We start from the raw sequence: 16,098 nt of genomic DNA, 5'->3' as shown, positions 1-16,098 counted from the left end.
GTGAATTTCCGTCACAGTGCGCATCACGGAAGATGGGTGGGATGAGCGACTGGATCCGCCCGATCGGACAGGGGTGGGTGGTGCGCGACGCGGTGCCCGGCCCCGACGTCGACGAGTTCGCCGAGCCCGACCGCGTGGTCGCCGCGCTGGCCGCGCGCGGCGCCGCCGACAGCCTGCTGGCCGTGCAGCACCCGGCCCGGACGCCGGCGGCGCTGGCGCGCGGGCTCGACCTGGCCGACGCGGTCCCGATCGCCCGGGCCGTGCTCGAACGGCTGCGCAAGCGGTTCTACCGGCCGGTGCGCGAGGTCGTCGCGCCCTACCGGATCGAAGGGCCGGACGGCGTGGCGCTCGGCCTGCTCTGCCTGGTCGACCCGGCGGCCGTCACCGACGACGGTGCCGCGCGGGTCCGGCACACCGAGGACGTCTACGCCGACGTCGTGGCCGAGCGCGCCGCGGTGCTGGCCGGGCTCGGCTGCGCGACCAGCGCGGCGATGCTCGTCCCGGCCTCGGGTGGCGACCTGCTGACCGAGCAGGTCGAACGCGCCTGCGCCGGCCTCGGCCTGCCCGATCTGTCCACGACGGATGCGGCCGGGCGGCGCCACGAGCTGTGGGTGGTGCCGCCGGGCCCGCTGCAGAACCGGCTGCTGGCCGCGGTCGCCGCGGCCGACCTCCTGGTGGCCGACGGCAACCACCGGGTGGCGGCGGCCGCGGCGGCCGGCCACGGCGCGCTGCTGGCCCTGGTCACGGCGGGCCCGCAGCTGCGGATCGGCGCGATCCACCGGGTGCTGACGGGCACCGGGCTCGGCTCCGAGAACCTGGTGACGCGCTGGTCGGCGGCCGGCCTCGACGTCCGCTACGACGAGCACGCGGTGCCGGTGCCGGGCGAAGCGGTGGTGCGCGCGGGGCAGGCGGTGCTGCGGATCCCGCTCCCGGCCCTGCCCGGGCCGCAGCCGGTGATCGACCACGAGGTCGTCGAACGGGTGCTGTTCGCCGACGCGCTCGGGGTGGACCCGGACGGGCCGTGCGTCCGCCCGCTGCCCGCGGGACGCCCGGTGCCCGCCGGCGCGGACGCGGTGGTCCTGCTCGCGCCGGTGCGGTACGCGGACGTCCTCGCCGTGCACGCGGCGGGACGGCGGATGCCGCGGAAGGCCACGTACTTCACGCCGAAGCCGCGCAGCGGGCTGGTGCTGGCGGAGCTCTAGCGGGCGTCCCACCAGTTTAGGACCCGGGTCGCGAACAGCGTCAGCCACTTCGACGGCTCGCCCGGCGGGACGTCCACCTCGAACCAGACCCGGCCGGTGTGCCGCTCGGCCTGCAGCCACGTCCCGTCCGGCTGCCGGGCCGCGCGGATCAGCTCGATCGCCTCGGCCAGGCGCGGGTCGGGCCGGTTCGCGTCGCGGAAGTACGAGGCCGCGTTCAGCACGTCGTAGTGCCAGCGGATCGGGTAGGAGAACTCGCCGAGCCACGGCGCGATCGGCTCGCCCGTCGACAACCGCCGGGTCAGCCGGCGCGCCAGCAGGTACTCCTCGCCGGCGAGCCGGGCTTCGCGCACGGCGCCGTCGTCTCCGGTGGCCCGCTCGAACGCCAGCAATCCCTTCAGCGCGTTCAGTGTCGAGTGGACGGACGAGCGCGTCGAGCCCTCGACCCACTCGCAGTTCCAGCCGCCGTCGGGCAGCCGGTGCGTCACGAACCACTCCGCGATCCCCGCGACGTCCGCGCCGAGCCACACCCCGTTGGCCAGCGTCCAGGCGTTGATGCAGCAATCGACCTCGCCGTCCCAATAGGGCAGGTTCTCGTACTCCCACCGGCTGTTTTCGGCCAGCAGCTCGGCGGTCCCCCGCAACGCCGACGCGTCAAGTCCCCATTCGCGCAGGGAGTTCAGCGTCCACGTCGTCGCCGTCCACGGCTGGGCCTCGCCGCCGCGGAAGCCCGCCGGGAAGAACGCGCCGCCCGCCCACTGGCCGTCCGCGTCCTGCAGCGCCAGCAGCCGGGCGCCGAAGCCCTCCGTGGCGACCCGGGCCCGCGTCGCCTCCCAGACCTCGGGCGGTTCGCCCGCCAAGTCGCGCTCGACCTGCCAGCGCAGGGCCGGATCGGAGTCGCGCAACCAGGCGAGCAGGTCCACTACGCCCCCGTGACGCCGTCGATGGCTTCGCGCAGGAAGTCCGCGTGGCCGTTGTGCCGTGCGTACTCGTGGATCATGTGCAGCATGACGAGCCGCAACGAGACGTCTTCACCCCAGCGCGGCTGGTGCCCGGTGACGTCCAGGGACTCGGCCGCCTCTTCGATCTTGCGGGACTGCTCCACTTCGGCCTGCCACGCCTCGAACGCTTCCGCGCGAGTCGAGGTGCTCGCGTCGTAGGCGGCCTGGTAGTCCCCTTCGGGCGACCACCGCAGCGGGATGTCCTCGGCGTTGATCACCCGCCGGAACCAGGTGCGCTCGACCTCGGCCATGTGCCGGACGAGGCCCAGCAGGGACAGCGTCGACGGCGGGCTCGACGCCCGGCGGAGGTCCTCGTCGGACAGCCCGTCGCACTTCATGGCGAGGGTGGCGCGGTGGAAGTCGAGGAACGTGCGCAGCATTTCGCGCTCGCCCCCGGTCAGTGGCGGTTCGGGTCGTTCGGTGGTCACGCGGGAGTGTCTATCACGCCCTGGAATGTCGTACCCGTGTTTTAAGCTCGCGCGGTGGACTTGCCCGTGATGCCGCCCGTGCGGCCGATGCTCGCGAAAGCCGTGCACGAGGTGCCTCGTGACCCGGGGCTGCTGTACGAGCCCAAGTGGGACGGCTTCCGCTGCGTCGTGTTCCGCGACGGCGACGAGATCGAGCTCGGCTCCCGCAACGACCGCCCGCTGACCCGCTACTTCCCGGAACTGGTCGAGCTGCTGGCCGCCGCGCTGCCGCCGCGGTGCGTCGTCGACGGCGAGATCGTGCTGGTCACGCCGGCCGGGCTCGACTTCGAGGCGCTGCAGCTGCGGCTGCACCCGGCGGCGTCGCGCGTGCGCAAGCTGGCGGAGGAGACGCCGGCCAGTTTCATCGCCTTCGACCTGCTCGCCCTCGGCGACACCGACCTCACCGAGGCGCCCTTCCGCGAGCGGCGCGAGCGGCTGGAAGGCATCCTGCGCACCGACGCCGAGGGCCTCCAGCGCGTCCACCTGACCCCGTTGAGCGAAGATCCCGCCCAGGCCGAGGACTGGTTCACCCGGTTCGAGGGCGCGGGCTTCGACGGCGTCATGGCCAAACCCGGCGACCTGCCGTACGAGCAGGACAAGCGCGTCATGCTGAAGGTCAAGCACGAGCGCACGGCCGACTGCGTCGTGACGGGCTTCCGCTGGCACAAGGACGGCGTCGGCGTCGGCTCGCTGCTGCTGGGCCTGTTCGACGACGAAGGGGTGCTCCACCACGTCGGCGTGGCCAGCAGCTTCACCAAGACGCGGCGGGCGGAGCTGGTCGAAGAGCTGGCGCCACTGCGGGAGAACGCCCTGGAAGGGCACCCGTGGCGGTCCTGGGCCGAGTACGAGCCGCCGGCCGGCAGGCAGCCGGGCGCGAACAGCCGGTGGGCGCCGCAGAAGGACCTGTCCTGGGAGCCGCTGCGGCCCGAGTGGGTGGCGGAGGTCCGCTACGAGCACCTGCAGGGCGGCCGGTTCCGCCACGGCGGGCGGCTGGTCCGGTTCCGGCCCGACCGCACGCCGGAGTCGTGCACCTACGCCCAGCTCGACGAGGCACCGCCCGCCGAGCTCGCCAAGCTGTTCGGGGAGGCGCGATGAGCGAGGCGCTGGTGCTCGACGTCGACGGCGTCGAGGTCAAGATCAGCAGCCCGGACAAGGTCTACTTCCCGGAGCGGGGGCAGACGAAGCTCGACCTCGTCGAGTACTACCGGGCGATTTCGGGGCCGCTGCTGGCCCGGCTCGGCGGGCGCCCGCTGCTGCTGGAGCGCTACCCGGACGGCGCGGGCGGCAAGAACTGGTTCCAGAAACGCGTGCCGAAGGGCGCGCCGCCGTGGCTGAGCACCACGGTCGTCTCGACGCCGAACGGCACGACGAGCGATGCGCTGGTGGCCAAGGACCTGGCCCACATCCTCTGGGCGGTGAACCTGGGGTGCCTCGGCTTCCACGTCTGGCCCTACCTCGCCGACACGCCCGAGGTGACCGACGAGCTGCGCGTCGACCTCGACCCGTCGCCGGGGATCGGGTTCGACGAGCTGCGCGAGGCCGCGCTGCTGACCCGGGAGTTCCTGGCCGAGCACGGCATCGAAGGGCACCTGAAGACGTCCGGGTCGCGGGGGCTGCACCTGTACGTGATGCTCGAACCGCGGTGGGACAGCTTCCAGGTGCGGGCCGCGGCGGTCGCGCTCGCGCGGGCCCTGGAGCGGCGGCATCCGGAGAAGATCACCGCGCAGTGGTGGAAGGAAGAACGCGGCTCGCGCGTGTTCGTCGACTTCAACCAGAACGCCCCGCACAAGACCGTGTTCGGTACCTGGTGCGTGCGGCCGCGGGTGGGCGGGCAGGTGTCGACGCCGATCGGGTGGGACGAGCTGGACACCGTCGAGCCGGACGCGTTCACGTTGAGCACGGTGCCGGCGCGGGTGGCCGAGCGCGGCGACCCGTGGGCCGGGGCGGGGGAGCGGCCGCAGTCGATCGAGCCGCTGCTGGAGCTGTCCGAAGCGGACATGGCGAACGGGCTGATGGACGCGCCGTGGCCGCCGGTGTACCCGAAGATGCCGAACGAGCCGCCGCGGGTGGCACCGAGCCGGGCGAAGAAGGCGTGAGGTGGCCACGGTCGCGGAATGCCCGGCCGACGACGGGTTCCTGCTGGCGCTGCTGACGGCGATGACGGCCGAGCTGGTGGTCGTGTACGATCTGCCCCCGGACGCGCGCCCGCGGCCGCTGGCCCCGGCGAGCCGCTTCCTGCTGGCCCGCGACGGTTCCCGGGCGATCGGCTGCTGCGCGGTGGAGCCGGTTTCCCCGGGGGTGTACGAGCTGAAGCGGATGTTCGTGGCCCCGGACGCGCGCGGAACGGGGGTGTCGACGGCGCTGGTGGCGGAGTCCGAGCGCCTGGCCCGCAGCGGCGGCGGGGTGAGGATGAGGCTGGAGACGGGGGTACGCCAGCCGGCGGCGATGAGGTTGTACGAGCGGGCGGGCTACCGCCGGGTGCCGAACTTCCCGCCGCACGAAGGTGATCCGGAGTCGGTCTGCTACGAGAAGGAATTGGCCTAGACGAGTGATGCGTAACTCGGGTTAGTGGTCGTAGGCGGTTAGGGATCGGGTGACGGGCTGGCCGGTGGCGCGGTTGTGCCAGATGGCGGCGGTGAGGGCCAGGAGGCGTTGTGCGACGCGGACTCCGACACCTTCAATGGTGCGTCCGCCGTGCTCTTCGAGGTTCAGTTGGCCTTTGAGGGTGTCGTTGACCGATTCGATGAGCTGGCGGATGGACTTGAGCAGCGGCTCGCCCGGGTGAGGCGTGCGGTTGCGGTAGGACGGCCGGATCAGCCGGACCCCGCGTTCGGTGAGGTAGTGGTCGAGTTCGCGGGAGACGTAGCCCTTGTCAGCGATGATCAGCAGGCCGGGGCGGTCGGCGAGCAGGTGGGGTTCGTGGTCGCAGATGGCCATGAGCACCTGCCGCTCGTCGACCTTCGGGTCGGCCAGGGCCCAGGCGATAGGCAGTCCGGCCGGGGTGCAGACCAGATGCAGGCGCAGGCCCCAGAACCAACGTGAGTGCGAGCGGCAGAAGCCGTACTTGGCCCAGCCGGCCAACTGTGAGCGCTTGACCGTCGGCCGGGACCGGCCGCACTCCACCGGGGTCGAGTCGACGATCCAGGTCGCGTCGGTCCACAGGTCCGTGTCCGCCGCGAGCCAGCGCATCACCTGCTTGACCAGCGGCAACGCGGCGCGCAGGCGACGGTTGTAGCCGGACTGGCCCGGCAGGTACCGGAACGCGCCGGGCATCCGGGCCGGCAGGAACCGCAGCCAGCGGGCCTCGGAGGTGAACCCCAGCAACGCCTGGGCCACGGCCAGGGTCACCAGTTCCGCGTCGGTCAGCTTCGGCGGTCTGCCCATCCGTCGCCTGCCGGCGAGGTGGTCGTCGATCTTGACGTAGAGTGCGGTGAGAAGGGTGTTCAGGTCTGTCGTCACAAACGGATCTTGAACACCCTTCGCCCATCTCTGATCACCACCCAGACTTACGCATCACTCGTCTAGCCGGTGGGCGGCGGCGGTCCGGCCGGAGGGGTCTGGCCGCGGGAGTGGTTAGCCGGTGGGGCGGCGGCGGTCTGGCCGGGGGAGGGCCTGGCCGCGGGAGTGGCCTGGCGAGTGGATAGCCGGCGGCGCGACGGCGGGCCGGCCGCGGAGTGGCCCGGCCGCGGTGCGTGGGCCCGGCGGCGGTCCGCCCCGCAGACCGGCAACCGGCTCATTCCTCCCGTGCCGCCGCCGGTGGTGCGAGCCGCGGCGAGAGCTGGCTCCAGGCGACCAAAGCCACCAATGCCGTCACGCCGAACACCGCCGCCTGCCCGATCCCCGAAGCCGCGGCACCGGCCAACGGAGCCGCCGCGGTCTGGCCGGCGCCCAGTCCCGCGAACGACCACGTCACCCCGCGGGCCGGCCGCTCGGGGAACAGCCGTGCTGCCCACAGGATGCACAACCCCGTCAGCGCCATGTACGTCAAGCCGAACAGCGCGCTCGACACCAACGCCCCCGGCAACCCCGGCCGGGGCAAGGCCAGCAAGCCGATCCCGGCCGCGGCCAGTGTCCACACCGTCACGTTGGCCACCCGCAGCCCCGTGCGCGCCGCCAGCCGCCCCGCCAAGCCGCCGAACAACCCCGCCACACCGATCGCGCACCAGCAGCACGTGACCGCGACCGGGCTCAGGCCCGCCTCCACCAGCCGTGCACTCGAGAACGTCCAGTACGGCGCGCTCGTCACCCCGATGAGCACCGAATTGACCACCAGCGGAGCGATCCCGCGAGCGGACCCGGAATCCGGCGCGACCGCCGGCGCCCGGGGCAGCACGCGCCAAGCCACGAGCGTCACCGCCAGGCCGAGAACGGCGAACGCGGCCCAGATCGCGGGCCAGCCGAACGCCAGCAGCGGCGTGAACGCCGACGCCGCCAGCCCGAGCCCGGTCCCTGTGTTGGCCCACGTCTGCGCCCGGTCACGGACCCTCGACCCGACCGTCCGGCCGATCAGCTGGGCGACACCGGGGGAGACGAGGCCGGCACCGGCGCCCGCGACGACGATCCCCGCCCCGAACGCCACCACACCCGGGGCCGCCGCCATCAGCGCCAGGCCGAGCGTCGCCGACGCGCCGGCCAGGACGACCGTCCCGTGCGCCGACCGGCGGGACGTCGCCGGCGAGAGCAGCAGCCCGAGACCGTACCCGGCGGTGGACAACCCGCCGAGGACGCCGATGCCCACGGTCGTCAGCCCGAACGTCGCGCTGAACCGCGGCACGAACAGCCCGTAGGCGTACCGCGCGAAGCCGTAGCAGAGCGCGATCACGCTCGCTCCGGCCGCGGCGGTCGACCACCACGGGACCGTCGGCTTCCGTTCCGTTTCGAGGGCCATGCCCCCACCAAACAGACAGGTCTGTCTGGTGTCAATCGATGGTAGTGTCGATGCAGGCCAGAGCCATACCGATCGGTCAGGAGATGCGACTGTGGGACGGACCCCGCCCGGCGCCGCGCGAGCCAAGGTCCTGGCGGCCGCGTCGACGCTCTTCTACCGCGACGGCATCCACGCCGTAGGCGTCGACACGGTGGCGGCCGAAGCGGGTGTGACGAAAGCGGCCCTCTACGGCAACTTCGGCTCCAAGACCCGGCTCGTCGTCGCCTACCTGCGGGAACGCGACCGGCGGTGGCAGGAGGAGATCGACCGGATCACCGGAGGGCACGCCGACCCGCGGGCCCGGGTGCTGGCGGTGTTCGACGCCTACGAGGCCTGGCTGGCCCGCGACGGCTACCGCGGCTGCGCCTTCCTCAACGCGACCTCGGAGTTCCCCGACCCCGACGACCCGGTCCGCGAGGTCGTCCGCCACCACAAGACCGCGCTGCACGGCTTCCTGCGCGCCCAGCTCGAACGCGGCGGCCGGACCGACGCCGAGAGGCTCGCGGACGAGCTGATGCTGCTGCTCGAGGGCGCCGCCGTCACCGCGGTGGTCGCCCGGAGCGCGCGGCCGTTCCGCACGGCGAAGCGGCTCGCGGAGACGTTGACCGCCTAGACCCCCAGGTCCAGCGAGAGCTGGCCGAGGTCGTCGCCGGCCGCGGCCGCGCGAACGCCGGCCGGGGGCGCGGGCAGCGTCGCCACGCACGCCGGGCAGGGCGCCACCTCCGACGCCGTCAGGTCCACCGGCTTCCAGCTGCGGGACTCGCGTTCACCGCACGCCGAACGCCGGTAGCGCAGGTCGCCGGAGCGGGTCATCAAGTGCGCCAACGGCACTTCTTCGGGCAGCACGCCGACCAGGTACCAGCGTGGTGCGCTCACCGCGGTGGTCGTCATGGCCGCCAGTCTCCGTCGCCGCCGCGGCGACTCCGGCGCATTTGCCGATCTTCGGCGTGGCGGGACGTCAGGCCTGGTCGGGCAGGTACCGGAGGATGTGCAGCAGCCCGCGTTCGTCGACCGCCGACGGGTCCGGCGCGACGCACGCGCCCAAGCCGGCGAGCACCGCGTCGGCGTCGATGCCCGCGCCGATCAGCACCAGCTCCGTGCGCCGGGGCTCGCCCGGCGGCCACGCCGACCGCTCCAGCTGGACGAACCCGCCCACCGTGTGCAGCTGGAAGCGCGCGTCGGCGCCGAAGTCGGCTTGGCCCTTCATCCGGTACAGCCCGGCCGGGCGCCGCTCCAGCCACTCGACGAACGCCTTCGGCGCCAGCGGCGTCTCCGCGGTGAACGTCACCGTCTGGTACGCGGCGTGCAGGTGCTCGGCGTGGTCGTGCTCGCGCAGGTCGTCGAACGACAGCTGGCCGACGCGCTCGCCGCGGGGTTCGGGGTCGAAGAACAGCCGCGGGTCGACGCGTCCGTGCGAGGTGACCAGCAGGGGACGGCCCGGTGCGAGTTCTTCGACCGTCGCGGTGACCTTGGCCAGCTCCTCCGCCGGCACCCGGTCGGCCTTGTTCAGCACCACCAGGTCGGCCAGCCGCACGTGGTCGGCCAGCTCGGGGTGCCGCTCGCGGGCGGACTCGAACTCGGCCGCGTCGACGACCTCCGCCAGCCCGCCGTAGCGGATGTCCGGGTTCTCGCTGGCGATCATCAGCCGGATCAGGTCGCGCGGCTCGGCGATACCGCTCGCCTCGACGACGATGACGTCGATCCCCGCCTCGGCCGACGAGAGCCGCCCCAGCATGGCGTCCAAGCCGCTCGCGTCGACCGCGCAGCACAGGCACCCGTTGCCGAGCGAGACCATGGTGTCGACCTGGCCGGCCACCGCGAGCGCGTCGACGTTGACGCTGCCGAAGTCGTTGACCACGACGCCGACCCGGGCGCCCTCGCGGTTGGCGAGCAGGTGGTTGAGCAGCGTCGTCTTGCCCGCGCCGAGGAACCCGGCGACGAGAACCACGGGGATCTTGCGCACAAAACGACTCTAGCGTCGCGCGCGGGCGCGCTGATACACGGGGGAGGTGCGCCCGAGAAGCCCGCTCGGCGAATACCCTCGAAAAGACGAAAGCCGTCCGCGGGGAAGGATCACAATGGCCGCACCGTCCACAGTGATCTATTGACGGAAAATGCGCAGTGACATGTCCGGATAACGCTTGGTAGCAGTTATTTTTCCGGCGTTTTCGCTGGCCGGGACGGAATACCGCGACCAGGCCGGACGGCGTTCCCGTCCGGTGGATTGCGTCCGGGAGAACGTCGGGTACTCTCCCCGGCCTGGCCGGAGACGCTGCGGTGGCAGCGACTTCCGGCCTGCCTCGTTACCGGCGACCATCGGAGGAACGGTGAACCTTTCCGTCGGGATGCAGAACACGATTCCGGAGAGTGGGGGAGCGCGATGACGGTTACACCCGAGCGGGTGACGCCCTCGCTGCCGATCTACCAGCGTGTCTCGGGGGAGCAGAACGTCAATTCCGCGGAGGCGGAGGAATTCCTGGACCGGATGTTCGCCGAAGGCGCCGCCGACGAGGGCGACCGCTTCGAGACCCGGCTCGCGGAGGTCCGTGCGGAAATCGCCGAAACGGGTACCTACCGGCACACCGCGGCGGAGCTGGCGTACGGCGCGCGCGTCGCGTGGCGCAACTCCGCGCGCTGCATCGGCCGGCTGTACTGGCGCAGCCTCCGCATCCGCGACCGGCGCCGGGTCACCGACGCCGCCGCGATCGCCGGCGAGTGCGTCACCCACCTCCGCCAGGCCACCCGGGGCGGCCGGATCCGGCCGACGATCACCGTCTTCGCCCCGGACACGCCCGCCGGGCCGGGACCGCGCATCCACAACGAGCAGCTGATTCGGTACGCCGGGTACCGCCTGGACGACGGTTCGGTCCTCGGCGACCCGCGCTACGCCGAGTTCACCGAGCGGGTGCGAAGACTCGGCTGGCGGCCACCCGAGCGCAGGGGCTCGTTCGACGTCCTGCCCCTGCTCGTCGAGGCCGTCGCCGGCGAGCCGCGGCTGTTCACGCTCCCCGCGGACGCCGTCCTGGAGGTGCCGCTGACCCACCCCGACCACCGCTGGTTCGCCGGGCTCGGCCTGCGCTGGCACGCCGTGCCGGCGATCAGCAACATGCCACTGGAGATCGGCGGCGTCACCTACCCCGCCGCGCCGTTCAACGGCTGGTACGTCGGCAGCGAGATCGGGGCGCGGAACCTGGCCGACGAGCAGCGCTACGACCTGCTGCCGGTCGTCGCCGAGCTGATGGGGCTGGACACCGCCTCCGAGCGGACGCTGTGGCGGGACCGGGCGCTGGTCGAGCTGACGCTCGCCGTGCAGCACTCGTTCGACGCGGCCGGCGTGACGATGGCCGACCACCACACCGAATCGCGGCGGTTCCTGGCCCACCTGGACCGCGAAGAGCGGTCCGGCCGGCGGTGCCCGGCCGACTGGAGCTGGATCGTCCCGCCGCTGTCGGGCGGCCAGACCCCGGTCTTCCACCGGTACTACGACCCGCCCGATCCCGCGGAGCGACCCGCGTTCCTCTCACCGGACTGAGTCCCCCGCGGCGGGCCGGGCGCCACGGAGAGCAACACGGGAGCGCCCGTATGGCGGATCGTGCGCGGCCCACGGCGCAGGACCGCGCGGCAGGGCCGACAATGGGACGCATGACCGCAGTCCTCGTCGCCTACGCCGGGCGCCACGGCGGAACCCGGCAGATCGCCGAGGTCATCGCTGCCGAGCTCGGCGAAGCCGGCCTGAGCGTGGACGTGCGCGACGCCGCCGACGTCGCGACCGTCGGCCACTACGCCGCGGTCGTCGTCGGCAGCGCCCTGTACTACCACCGTTGGCGGCCCGAGGCCGTCCGGCTGCTGGAGCGCAACGCCCGGGCGCTCGCCGAACGCCCGGTGTGGCTGTTCCACAGCGGACCCTGCGGCCCGGGGGCCGCCACCCACCAGGTCAGCCTGCCGGCGAACGTGGCGCTGCTCGCCGCGCGCATCGACGCGGAGCGCACCGCGACCTTCGGCGGCCGGCTGGACCCGGCGACCGTGCGCGGGCTGATCCCGCGGCTGATGGCGTCGGGGCAGCGCGCGGGCGACTTCCGCGACTGGGACCGGATCAAGGCGTGGGCCCGCGACGTCGGCCGGCGCGTCCGGACGCGCGTGCCGCTGTAGCCCTTGCCCGCGCGGCCTGGTGGGTGCTAGACCAGCTCTGAGGTCTTGCGGTGGGAAACCGACGGACGGGGCGAACGTGACGGAACGGGAAGCGGCACCGGCACCCGGCAAGAAAGCGCTTACATCCGATCAGCGCAACGCGTTCCTCGCGGCGCTGCTCGGCTGGAGCATGGACTCGTTCGACTACTTCCTCGTCGTGTTCGTCCTGGCGGACATCGCGAAGGACAAGTCGTTCGGCGCGACGGCGACCCAGCTGGCGTTCATCACGACGGCGACCCTGGTGATGCGGCCGGTCGGCGCCCTGCTCTTCGGCCTGTGGGCCGACCGGGCCGGCCGGCGGATCCCGCTGATCGCCGACGTCCTGCTGTACTCGGTGGCCGGCCTGCTCTGCGCGTTCGCGCCGAACTTCACCGTGCTGCTGCTCCTCCGGTTCGTCTACGGCATCGGCATGGGCGGCGAGTGGGGCCTCGGCGCGGCGCTGGCGATGGAGAAGATCCCCGTCGAGCGGCGCGGGTTCTTCTCCGGCCTGCTGCAGGTCGGCTATTCGATCGGGTACCTGCTGGCCGCGCTCGCGTACCTGCTGTTCCACTCGGCACTCGGCCTCGAGTGGCGCTGGATCTTCGTGCTGAGCATCTTCCCGGCGCTGATCACGCTGCTGATCCGCGCCCGGGTGCGCGAGTCCGAGGTCTGGGAGGCGACCCGGGAGAAGCTCGCGGTGACGCGGACGTCGGTCAGGGACGTGCTGCTGAACGGGAAGGTGATCCGCCGCTTCGGGTACCTGATCCTGCTGATGACGGCGTTCAACTGGATGAGCCACGGCACCCAGGACGTCTACCCGAGCTTCCTCAAGGCCCACGACAACGGCGGCGCCGGGCTGAGCGCGTCGACGAGCACGTGGATCGCGGTCCTCTACAACGTCGGCGCGATCATCGGCGGCCTGACCTTCGGCACGTTGTCGGAGCGGCTCGGCCGCCGCCGAACGATCGTGACGGCCGCGGTGCTCGGCCTGCCGGTGATCCCGATCTTCGCGTTCGACCACGGCGCCGGGATGCTGGCGCTGGGCTCGTTCCTGATGCAGATCATGGTCCAAGGGGCGTGGGGTGTGATCCCCGCGCACCTGACCGAGATGTCGCCGGACGCGATCCGCGGGTTCTACCCGGGCGTGACCTACCAGCTGGGCAACCTGCTCGCGGCGCTCAACCTGCCGATCCAGCAGGCGATCGCGGAGTCCCACGGGTACTCCTCGGCTCTCTTGTGGACGGTCGTGCCGGGGTTGGTGGCGGTCGCCGTCCTGACCGCGATCGGCAAGGAGGCCAAGGGAATCCGGTTCGGCGAATCGGCGGTGACGACGGCGCCGGCCGGAACCCGGTAGACCCGGGCGGCGACGGTGTTCGCGGGTCATCGGCCGGCGCCGACCCGGATCACCGAAACGTGTTGAGCCGTTCCAGCAGCCGGAGCCACTCGGTCGCCTCCGCCGCCGTGAGGTGCAGCGGGAGTGTCTCGCCCAGGCCCAGCGCCTCGATCGCCCGGCGGACGACCGGGACGCAGCCGGCGATCGCGAAGGGGACGCCGGCCTCGCGGGCGTCCGCGGTCGCGTCGACGAGCACGGCGACGCCCCGGGCGGAGCAGTGGGTGGCGCCGGCCAGGTCCAGGACGAGGGCCGGCGGCGCCAGGCCGAGCTCTTCGCCGATCCGCGACCGCAGCCGCAGGCTGCCCGCCAGGTCGAGGTCGCCGTGGACGGCGAGCACGGTGACCTCGGCGGTGGTGGTCACCACGAGCTCCGTGCCGGGTGCCGGGTCACCGCGCAGGCTGTCGTAGTAGCGGGCCATCAGGGCGTCGATGTCGAGGCCGGCGGGGTAGGGGACCGCGTCGATCTCCCGCGCCCAGGCACGCAGCGCCGCCAGCACCTCGCGGTGCCGGGCGTCGTCCTCGGGCCAGACCATACCCGTTACATCGCTCGCGGAGCCCGTTCCGCAACAGGTCAGGGTGTGACCAGGCCCGCTTCGTAGGCGAAGATGGTCAATTGCACGCGGTTGCTCACGTCGAGCTTCGCGAACGTGCGCGTGATGTGCGTCTTCACCGTCGCCTCGCTGAGGAACAGCTCGGCCGCGATGTCCGCGTTCGGCTTGCCCTGCGCGACCGCCGTGACGACCTCGCGTTCGCGGTCGCTGAGCAGCTCCAGCCTCGCCTGGGCCCGGGCGCGGCGGGGGTTGGCGCGGGTCGCCACGAACTGGCCGATGAGCTGCTTCGTCGTGCGAGGCGACAGCATCGCGTCGCCGTTCGCGACCACCCGGACCGCCCCGATGATCTCCTGCGGCGAGCCCTCCTTGAGCAGGAAGCCGCTCGCGCCGGCCGCGAGGGCCTCGAAGACGTACTCGTCGAGGTCGAACGTCGTCAGGATCAGCACCTTCGGCGCCCGCGGCTGGGCGAGCACCGCCGCCGTCGCGGTGAGGCCGTTCATCCGGCGCATCCGGATGTCCATGATCACGACGTCCGGCGCGTGCCGCGCGACCTGCTGGACGGCTTCGTCGCCGTCGCCCGCCTCCGCGACGACCTCCAGGTCGGGGGTGCTGCCGAGGATCATGGACAGCCCGGTGCGGACCAGCGGGTCGTCGTCGACGAGCAGTACGCGCACGCTCACCCGCCCATGCTAGGGCGCGGCCGCCACCCACGGGAGCGAGGCCCGCAGCACGAACGTCCGCTCGTCGGCCGGGCCCGCGGCGAGCGTCCCGCCCAGGAGCGCGATCCGCTCGTTGACGCCGGTGAGGCCGGTGCCCGAACCGGGTGAGGGGACCGGGTGCGACGGCAGCGGGTTGGCGACCTCGATGAGCAGCCCGGCGCCCGGACCGCCGCGCACCGACACCTCCGCGGGTGCGCCCGGCGCGTGCCGCAGGACGTTGGTGAGCGCCTCCTGGAGGATCCGGTAGGCGGCGGTCCCGAGCTGCGCCGGGGCGGTGGCGGCCTGGTCGAGCAGGACGGTCAGGTTGACCGCGAGCCCCGCCTGCCGCGCGCCGGTGACCAGGTCGGGGATGTCGGCGAGCGTCGGCTGGGGCGGCTGCGCGGGGCCGCCGGCCGGGCGGTCGGCGAACCCGGAGCCGCGCAGCACGCCGATCACCTGGCGCAGGTCGTCGAGCGACTGCCGGGCGGTCGTCCGCACGGTCTTGGCCGCCTCCGCGGCGTCCGGGGTGCTGCCGCTGGTGACCTCGAGCGCGCCCGCCTGCAGCGAAAGCAGCGAAAGGCGGTGCCCGAGGACGTCGTGCATCTCCCGGGCGATCCGCGCCTGCTCCTCGCGGCGCGCCACCTGGTCGCGCAGGGCCGCCTGCTCGGCGGTCCGGCGCCGCGTCTCGGCGATGCTGTGCCGGACGACCCCGACGGTGAGCGGGATCGCCGTGTAGAACGCGGCGGTCAGGACGACCCCGGCCACCATGGCGCCGGTCGTCCCGGTCGAGATCCAGGCCTCGGACAGGGACAGCTCCGCGTCCCGGCCCACGTCGCGCCACACCGCCAGCCCGGTCGCGGCGAACACGAGGGCCGTCGCGCTCCAGCGCCACCAGCCGGTGAAGTAGGTCGTGAGCGCGGCGAGGGCGATGAGGGCGGCCAGCGAGTCCGCGCGCAGCAGCAGCGGCGGCACGATCGCGATACCGGTGACGACGAGGGGCCAGCGGTGCCGCCAGACGAGCATGACCGCCGCGCCGACCCCGAGGAACCAGCCCAGCACCGCGCCGGCCGTCGGGTGGAGCTCGTCGCTGCCCGCCACGCTGATCTCCAGCGCCACGTTGGCGATCCCGCTCACCAGGCTCGCGGCGACGGCGAGCACGGTGCACACCACGCCCAGCACGGACCGTCCCATGGGAGAAGCGTACGGGCGCCGCCATCCGCCCTTTCGCTGGTTCCCGGGCGCCGCGGTGACGACTTTCGTCGTAGCGCGCCCGAGTCCCGCGGACGACGCGGGCGGGGCCGCGCAGCTGGTTACCTGCTCGCCGTCAGCAGCGGCGAAAGGAACCCCGATGACCGACTACACCCCGCTCCAGCAGCCCGTGGCCCGGCCGGCGCCGCCGCGCAACGGCCTCGGCACGGCCGGCTTCGTCCTCGGCCTCGTCGGGCTGGTGTTCTCGCCGATCCCGTTCGTCGGGGTCGTCGCCTGGCCGCTCGTCGTGCTCGGCCTGATCCTGTCCGCGGTCGGCGTCGCCAGGGTCCGGGCCGGGAAGGCCACCAACAAGGGGCTCTCGATCGCCGGGATCGTCGTCTCGGTGCTCGGGCTGGTGGTGAGCGTCCTGTGGGTGGTGGTGATCGGCAAGGCCATCAGCGACGTGCACGACCAGGCCACCCAGCACCACACCGTGACCTACGAGGTG

At 72.9% G+C, this 16,098-nt stretch carries 17 protein-coding genes and 1 pseudogene; 9 read left to right on the top strand and 9 right to left on the bottom strand.

The features are described 5' to 3' along the window. Positions 1-41: 41 nt before the first annotated feature. Positions 42-1,202 (top strand): DUF1015 family protein, encoded by a 1,161-nt coding sequence (locus tag AB0J40_RS17480; RefSeq protein WP_364453756.1) that lies wholly within the window; start codon positions 42-44, stop codon positions 1,200-1,202. Here AB0J40_RS17480 and AB0J40_RS17475 read toward each other — a convergent pair. Next, the gene (locus AB0J40_RS17475) at positions 1,199-2,122 is read right to left on the bottom strand and encodes a squalene cyclase (protein WP_364453753.1); all 924 of its coding nucleotides are present in this window, start codon (positions 2,120-2,122) and stop codon (positions 1,199-1,201) included. The genes AB0J40_RS17480 and AB0J40_RS17475 overlap by 4 nt on opposite strands. Next, positions 2,122-2,628 carry a DinB family protein gene (locus tag AB0J40_RS17470; protein WP_364453751.1) on the bottom strand — a complete coding sequence of 169 codons (507 nt, stop codon included), beginning with the start codon at positions 2,626-2,628 and terminating at the stop codon, positions 2,122-2,124. Before AB0J40_RS17470 ends, AB0J40_RS17475 begins: the two co-directional genes overlap by 1 nt. 54 nt (positions 2,629-2,682) lie before the next feature. On the opposite strand from AB0J40_RS17470, the gene AB0J40_RS17465 reads away from it, so the two are divergent. Genes AB0J40_RS17465 through AB0J40_RS17455 form a run of 3 tightly spaced genes read left to right on the top strand, consistent with a single transcriptional unit; the run spans position 2,683 to position 5,211 of the window. Beyond that, on the top strand, positions 2,683-3,762 hold the full coding sequence (locus tag AB0J40_RS17465) for an ATP-dependent DNA ligase (RefSeq protein WP_364453748.1): 1,080 nt from the start codon (positions 2,683-2,685) through the stop codon (positions 3,760-3,762). Next, complete coding sequence (gene ligD, locus AB0J40_RS17460) at positions 3,759-4,763, top strand: non-homologous end-joining DNA ligase (RefSeq protein WP_364453745.1); 1,005 nt, start codon at positions 3,759-3,761, stop codon at positions 4,761-4,763. The genes AB0J40_RS17465 and ligD overlap by 4 nt, the downstream gene beginning before the upstream one ends. Before the next feature lies 1 nt (position 4,764). Then, positions 4,765-5,211 carry a GNAT family N-acetyltransferase gene (locus AB0J40_RS17455; protein WP_364453743.1) on the top strand — a complete coding sequence of 149 codons (447 nt, stop codon included), beginning with the start codon at positions 4,765-4,767 and terminating at the stop codon, positions 5,209-5,211. Between the two features lie 21 nt (positions 5,212-5,232). On the opposite strand, the gene AB0J40_RS17450 is transcribed toward AB0J40_RS17455, so the two are convergent. Together AB0J40_RS17450 and AB0J40_RS17445 are read right to left on the bottom strand one after the other, a co-directional pair. Then, positions 5,233-6,126: an IS982 family transposase gene (locus AB0J40_RS17450; protein WP_364453740.1), complete on the bottom strand. Its 894-nt coding sequence runs from the start codon at positions 6,124-6,126 to the stop codon at positions 5,233-5,235. 274 nt (positions 6,127-6,400) lie between these two features. Beyond that, complete coding sequence (locus AB0J40_RS17445; RefSeq protein ID WP_364453738.1) at positions 6,401-7,555, bottom strand: MFS transporter; 1,155 nt, start codon at positions 7,553-7,555, stop codon at positions 6,401-6,403. 91 nt (positions 7,556-7,646) lie between these two features. On the opposite strand from AB0J40_RS17445, the gene AB0J40_RS17440 reads away from it, so the two are divergent. Beyond that, positions 7,647-8,207: a TetR family transcriptional regulator gene (locus AB0J40_RS17440; RefSeq protein ID WP_364453736.1), complete on the top strand. Its 561-nt coding sequence runs from the start codon at positions 7,647-7,649 to the stop codon at positions 8,205-8,207. On the opposite strand, the gene AB0J40_RS17435 is transcribed toward AB0J40_RS17440, so the two are convergent. Further along, positions 8,204-8,485 carry a hypothetical protein gene (locus tag AB0J40_RS17435; RefSeq protein WP_364453734.1) on the bottom strand — a complete coding sequence of 94 codons (282 nt, stop codon included), beginning with the start codon at positions 8,483-8,485 and terminating at the stop codon, positions 8,204-8,206. The genes AB0J40_RS17440 and AB0J40_RS17435 overlap by 4 nt on opposite strands. Positions 8,486-8,552: 67 nt before the next feature. After that, complete coding sequence (locus tag AB0J40_RS17430; RefSeq protein ID WP_364453731.1) at positions 8,553-9,557, bottom strand: GTP-binding protein; 1,005 nt, start codon at positions 9,555-9,557, stop codon at positions 8,553-8,555. Between the two features lie 417 nt (positions 9,558-9,974). On the opposite strand from AB0J40_RS17430, the gene AB0J40_RS17425 reads away from it, so the two are divergent. The 3 genes from AB0J40_RS17425 (at position 9,975) to AB0J40_RS17415 (ending at position 13,115) form a co-directional block, all read left to right on the top strand. Further along, a complete protein-coding gene (locus AB0J40_RS17425; protein WP_364453728.1) occupies positions 9,975-11,126 on the top strand; it encodes a nitric oxide synthase oxygenase in 1,152 nt (383 codons plus the stop codon). Positions 11,127-11,236: 110 nt separating this feature from the next. Beyond that, on the top strand, positions 11,237-11,743 hold the full coding sequence (locus AB0J40_RS17420; protein WP_364453725.1) for a flavodoxin domain-containing protein: 507 nt from the start codon (positions 11,237-11,239) through the stop codon (positions 11,741-11,743). A gap of 76 nt (positions 11,744-11,819) precedes the next feature. Further along, entirely contained in the window at positions 11,820-13,115 is a 1,296-nt protein-coding gene (locus AB0J40_RS17415) for an MFS transporter (RefSeq protein ID WP_364453722.1), read from the top strand. A 49-nt stretch (positions 13,116-13,164) separates the two neighbouring features. On the opposite strand, the gene AB0J40_RS17410 is transcribed toward AB0J40_RS17415, so the two are convergent. Genes AB0J40_RS17410 through AB0J40_RS17400 form a run of 3 tightly spaced genes read right to left on the bottom strand, consistent with a single transcriptional unit; the run spans position 13,165 to position 15,593 of the window. Then, entirely contained in the window at positions 13,165-13,686 is a 522-nt protein-coding gene (locus AB0J40_RS17410) for an STAS domain-containing protein (protein ID WP_364453719.1), read from the bottom strand. Between the two features lie 38 nt (positions 13,687-13,724). After that, entirely contained in the window at positions 13,725-14,384 is a 660-nt protein-coding gene (locus AB0J40_RS17405; protein ID WP_364453716.1) for a response regulator transcription factor, read from the bottom strand. A 9-nt stretch (positions 14,385-14,393) separates the two neighbouring features. Next, complete coding sequence (locus AB0J40_RS17400) at positions 14,394-15,593, bottom strand: histidine kinase (RefSeq protein WP_364453714.1); 1,200 nt, start codon at positions 15,591-15,593, stop codon at positions 14,394-14,396. A 157-nt stretch (positions 15,594-15,750) separates the two neighbouring features. On the opposite strand from AB0J40_RS17400, the pseudogene AB0J40_RS17395 reads away from it, so the two are divergent. Continuing rightward, positions 15,751-16,098, top strand: a pseudogene (locus tag AB0J40_RS17395) (DUF4190 domain-containing protein); the annotation flags it as partial.

This window comes from Amycolatopsis sp. NPDC049691, from assembly GCF_040675005.1.
Classification (GTDB): Bacteria; Actinomycetota; Actinomycetes; order Mycobacteriales; family Pseudonocardiaceae; genus Amycolatopsis.
Note: the sequence above shows the minus strand (reverse complement) of the source record. Positions and strands in the feature narration are given on the sequence as shown.

Bases quoted from the DNA above. Each gene is read 5' to 3' on its own strand.
- AB0J40_RS17425 (WP_364453728.1), top strand. From the start codon at position 9,975: ATGACGGTTACACCCGAGCGGGTGACGCCCTCGCTGCCGATCTACCAG.
- ligD (WP_364453745.1), top strand. From the start codon at position 3,759: ATGAGCGAGGCGCTGGTGCTCGACGTCGACGGCGTCGAGGTCAAGATC.
- AB0J40_RS17420 (WP_364453725.1), top strand. From the start codon at position 11,237: ATGACCGCAGTCCTCGTCGCCTACGCCGGGCGCCACGGCGGAACCCGG.
- AB0J40_RS17410 (WP_364453719.1), bottom strand. From the start codon at position 13,686: ATGGTCTGGCCCGAGGACGACGCCCGGCACCGCGAGGTGCTGGCGGCG.
- AB0J40_RS17400 (WP_364453714.1), bottom strand. From the start codon at position 15,593: ATGGGACGGTCCGTGCTGGGCGTGGTGTGCACCGTGCTCGCCGTCGCC.
- AB0J40_RS17480 (WP_364453756.1), top strand. From the start codon at position 42: ATGAGCGACTGGATCCGCCCGATCGGACAGGGGTGGGTGGTGCGCGAC.
- AB0J40_RS17445 (WP_364453738.1), bottom strand. From the start codon at position 7,555: ATGGCCCTCGAAACGGAACGGAAGCCGACGGTCCCGTGGTGGTCGACC.
- AB0J40_RS17435 (WP_364453734.1), bottom strand. From the start codon at position 8,485: ATGACGACCACCGCGGTGAGCGCACCACGCTGGTACCTGGTCGGCGTG.